The organism is Sphaerospermopsis reniformis, assembly GCF_005402885.1.
GTDB classification, from domain to species: Bacteria; Cyanobacteriota; Cyanobacteriia; order Cyanobacteriales; family Nostocaceae; genus Sphaerospermopsis; species Sphaerospermopsis kisseleviana.
The window spans coordinates 1-4940 of record NZ_BJCE01000318.1; the positions used below are offsets into that span (position 1 = coordinate 1).

3 protein-coding genes are annotated in these 4940 nt (G+C 39.5%); all 3 read left to right on the forward strand.

Annotated elements, in window-relative coordinates; genetic code table 11:
- Positions 1–527: CPBP family intramembrane glutamic endopeptidase (locus FFR48_RS25310; RefSeq protein ID WP_137669269.1), on the forward strand; the 527-nt coding region annotated here is incomplete at its 5' end.
- Positions 528–1288: 761 nt separating this feature from the next.
- The gene (locus FFR48_RS25315; protein WP_096572610.1) at positions 1289–1564 is read left to right on the forward strand and encodes a TM2 domain-containing protein; all 276 of its coding nucleotides are present in this window, start codon (positions 1289–1291) and stop codon (positions 1562–1564) included.
- 471 nt (positions 1565–2035) lie between these two features.
- On the forward strand, positions 2036–4456 hold the full coding sequence (locus FFR48_RS25320; RefSeq protein WP_137669270.1) for a heavy metal translocating P-type ATPase: 2421 nt from the start codon (positions 2036–2038) through the stop codon (positions 4454–4456).
- The last annotated feature ends 484 nt before the right edge of the window (positions 4457–4940 follow it).

The following is a 4940-nucleotide window of genomic DNA, read 5'->3' on the forward strand; positions in this document are numbered from 1 at the left end:
CGTTCTCAGTGCTGTATTTTTCTATTAAACGTTATTTTCCCTTACCAGAAGATTGGTTTCGCTTCCGGTTTTTCAGTAATTGGTTTTTCTGGGGACTGGGTGGCTACTGCACAGCTTTACCCATAGTCGTCATAGTATCATTAATCAATCAACAACTATGGAACGGACAAGGCGGAAGCAACCCCCTGTTACAATTGGCGCTAGAAAGCAGAGATGATGTAGCATTGGGAATATTTTTCTTTACTGCGGCCATAGCAGCGCCATTTTTTGAGGAATTTCTATTTCGTGGGTTTTTATTACCCTCCCTCACTCGTTATTTACCTGTTTGGAGTGCAATTTTTTTGAGTAGTTTGTTATTTGCTGCTGCTCACCTCAGCTTATCGGAAATTTTGCCACTCACAGCATTAGGCATGGTTTTAGGAATAGTATACACGCGATCGCGCAATCTTCTCGCTCCCATGCTCCTCCACGGACTTTGGAATAGTGGTACTTTGCTCAGTTTATTTCTTTTGGGCAGCAATAATTAAAACCGACAATTACAGTTGAAAAAATCAAAAATATTTGATTATATCGACATATAAATCTAAAATTCTCAAATTTCCAGCAGCGCAACATCACCGCTATAGCAGGTAATAGGTGACAGTTGATAGGGAAACCCAACTTATACCAGTCCTTGAGGTTTTGGGTTTCTTACCTCAACCCCACCTACATCTGTAAAATTAATTTTGCAGATGGGTATAAATGAAAAAAATTCCCGGACATAATAACAATCAACCCGTAAACACTAGAGTAGTATCACAGATGCTGCCGATTATTCAGGTTAATGATATTCAACTTTGCTGAAGTTGAACATATAAATCTGTAAACTATCTGCACCAAAATTTATCAACTAACTTACCAAATTTTAGATTTGAAATTTTGGATTTTTGATTTGACATTGAAGATTCAAAATCAAATTTGTTTATCTCACCTTCAGAATTCTCTTCTGTGGTTAAATTTCTCATTTACTTAAACTAGAAATACTCTGATAATTACATAGGGGATGCTGATAGCGGAGCGTGGCGTAAGCCATATAAATGCAAAACCCTGATAAATCAAAGGTTTAAGGCTGATAAAAAAGATTTTGAGGTGCAAGGGTTTTGAAGGTAAGAATGGCAAAATTGAGCATTTTGAGGATGAAATATGAAAAAATTTGTTACCAACAGATAGCTCAAACTCTTGCCTCTTGCCTGCCCGCACCAGAAGACTTTCAAGAGCAAACCCTACATATACAGGAGCTTCACTAAATATGACTAATCTTAATCCATCTCATGCTACCAAACAACTTTTATCTGGGTACTGTGGCATTATTTTGGGGGGATTTGGGATACATAAATTTATTCTGGGTTATGCCCCAGAAGGCTTTATCATGCTAGTTATTTCTGTAGTCGGTGGTTCTCTCACTTACGGATTTACACTAATAATTATGCAGCTTGTAGGGTTAATTGAAGGCATGATTTACTTGAATAAAAACCATGAAGACTTTGTTAATACCTACTTCGTCAAAAAGCAGGGTTGGTTCTAAAAAAAGAAGCCAGGAGTTATTAATTTTGGATTTTTGATTTTGGATTGTTTTTGTGATCTCCAATCTAAAATCTAAAATCTAAAATCTAAAATCTAAAATCTAAAATCTAAAATCTAAAAATTTTCCCCCATTCCCTATTTTCTTAAAATATGCCAATATCCAAATCTAAATATCTCACATTGCTAATATTATTACTAATATCTATGGTGTATTTTACCACTACATCCAATTGGGAAATTAACTATTTCTACAAAAGTCTAATTTTTATGTTGCCTATACAGCTTGTATCTGTGATATATTTTACCTATAGGCACTGGATTCCTTGACAATAGTTTACAAATTTAATTCAATATTTTAACTTTTAAATTAAATACTATCACAGTTGGTCATAGTTCCAGATTTCGCCTACTCTCAAAGTAGAACTGCCTTTTTTTAGGCATTGCATTTTTGTAGCGAATCTCATAACTTGTCATGCAACTTGTTCCCGAAAATAAACTTACCCCAGAAACCGCCCTCTCCAATAGAGATACCAACTCAGAGAAAATTATTTTAGATGTAGGGGGTATGAAGTGCGCTGGCTGTGTGAAAGCAGTAGAAAGACAGCTAACCCAACATCCAGACGTTAAAAATGTCTGCGTCAACCTAGCTACAGAAGTGGCAGTTGTAGAAGCAGAAGTTGGTGCTATAGATGCCGATGCACTGGCACAAGCATTAGCACAAACATTAGCACAAACATTAACAGCTACAGGTTTTCCTTCTCAACCCCGCACACCGAAAACTCAAGCAGGGAAAGAAAAATATGATCCAGACGCAAAACAGCGTCAGGAAATGCAAGCGGCTTTCAAACAATTAGTAGTTGCTTTTGTATTATTGTTATTTTCAGGAATAGGACATTTTGGTGGTTTTATTTTCCCAATATTGAATAACATCTGGTTTCACTGTGGACTAGCAACAGTAGCATTACTTATTCCTGGTCGTCCCATTATTATAGATGGCTGGCAAGGTTGGCGACGGGGAACGCCAAATATGAATACCTTGATCGGTTTGGGAAGTCTAACAGCTTATATTGCTAGTTTGGTGGCGCTGTTGTTTCCCCAAATGGGTTGGGAATGCTTTTTTGATGAACCAGTGATGATGCTGGGTTTTATCCTCTTAGGCAGAACTTTAGAAAAACAAGCTAGAGGACGCGCAGCATCTGCATTTCGACAATTATTAGCACTTCAACCTCAGATAGCTAGGTTAATTGTTAACCCAGACTCAGATAAATTAGTAGCAGGGGCAAATATTATTGAAATACCAGCCGAACAAGTGCGGGTTGGTGAATGGTTGCAGGTGTTACCAGGTGATAAAATACCTGTTGATGGCGAGGTGCGGTTTGGACAAACAACGGTAGATGAGTCGATGTTAACTGGTGAAGCAGTACCAGTGATGAAGCAACCAGGAGATGCTGTTGCAGCGGGAACTATTAACCAGTCTGGTGCGATCGCTATTCAAGCTACCAGAACCGGCGATGATACCACTTTGGCGCACATTGTCGCTTTGGTAGAAACCGCCCAAACTCGCAAAGCACCTGTTCAGAAATTAGCAGATACGGTTGCTGGTTATTTTACTTATGGCGTTTTAACAGCTTCTTTGCTAACTTTTCTGTTTTGGTACTTTTTTGGTACTCATATTTGGCCAGAGGTGAATATTATTTCCAATGGTATGGAAATGATGAGTCATGCAGCACATCATCAAACCGCCAACATTGAATATTCTTCACTTTTAATTAGTTTAAAATTAGCGATCGCTGTGATGGTGGTTGCTTGTCCCTGTGCTTTAGGACTCGCTACCCCCACAGCTATTCTTGTCGGTACTGGGATGGGTGCAGAACGCGGTTTATTAATCAAAGGTGGTGATGTGTTAGAAAAAGTCCACCAACTAAATACCGTAGTCTTTGATAAAACCGGCACTCTCACCACAGGCAACCCCACAGTTACAGACTGTTTACCATTTACAGACTTAGAACCATCCTCACTTCTGCAACTAGCAGCAGCAGTAGAAAGCGGCACCTATCACCCCCTAGCTAAAGCAATTCAACAAGAAGCACAGCGGCTAAATTTATCTATTCCCCACGCAGTAGACTTTCATACTGAACCAGGAATGGGTGTATCCGCTGTCGTGGATGGTAAAACTGTGTTGTTAGGTAACTGGGAATGGTTAAACTGGCACGGAATTACTGACACTGCCCAAGAACACGCACAAAGATTAGCGGAACAGGGGAAAACAGTTATTAGTGTTGCAGTTGGTGATAATTTAGTTGGATTAATTGCCGTCAGTGATACCCTCAGACCAGATGCCAAAGCAACAGTAGACAAATTGCGTCAGCTGGGTTTGCGAGTAATTATACTGAGTGGTGATAGATTAGAAGCAGCGAATGCGATCGCTCAACAACTCGGACTCAACAGCACCGATGTCATGGCAGGTATTCCCCCAGCGAAAAAAGCCAGCACCATCCAAGCTCTTCAAACTGGGGAGATAAGTAAAACCACTAGCGTTGCTATGGTAGGAGATGGCATTAATGACGCTCCTGCCTTATCTCAGGCAGATGTCGGCATTGCTTTACATTCTGGAACAGATGTAGCTATGGAAACCGCCGAAATTATATTAATGCGTGATAGTCTTTCTGATGTTGTGGAATCAATACAACTCAGCCGTGCCACTTTCAACAAAATACGTCAAAACTTGTTTTGGGCTTTTGCATATAATACAATTGGTATTCCCTTAGCAGCCGGTGTTTTACTACCCCATTTTGGTTTTGTTCTTAGCCCCTCCAGCGCCGCTGCCCTCATGGCTTTTAGTTCAGTTAGTGTTGTCACCAACTCCATTTTATTACGACGCTTTACCCATTGACTGTAACAAAGAAAATAGGTGCAAGGTTTTGGAAACTATGAGTAGGAAAACCTTGCACTTTGTTGGTTTTTACCTCGTTTCCAAATACAAAAAACTCCTTGATATCCTTAAACTCCTGACTCCTTGATAGCGACTTGTACTGAGCCTGTCGAAGTAAGCGTGGCGTTAGCCTCCTAGTTATGCAAGAAAGACTCTCAAATTAGAATAACAAGATAGTCCGCAAAAGTCCTAGATAATAACTAGGAACTTGGGTTATTATTATAATCAATAAAATCACTAAGTTCGGGTTTTTCTCAATTTACTGTTGTTAAAACTCAAAACAATAAAACTCTTTTTTACTCATCAAAGTGTGATAATTAGGACTTACGCACTGTACAAATTCACCATGATGTGCATGAACGAAAATCCGTCGTTTCAGGCTTTTGGCGATTAACTTCCGATCAATAGCGAACTGCTTGCAGCAGCGCTTCGCTATCGCCCAAAA

Coding starts and splice junctions, on each gene's coding strand:
- FFR48_RS25315 (WP_096572610.1), top strand. CDS start 1,289: ATGACTAATCTTAATCCATCTCATGCTACCAAACAACTTTTATCTGGG.
- FFR48_RS25320 (WP_137669270.1), top strand. CDS start 2,036: ATGCAACTTGTTCCCGAAAATAAACTTACCCCAGAAACCGCCCTCTCC.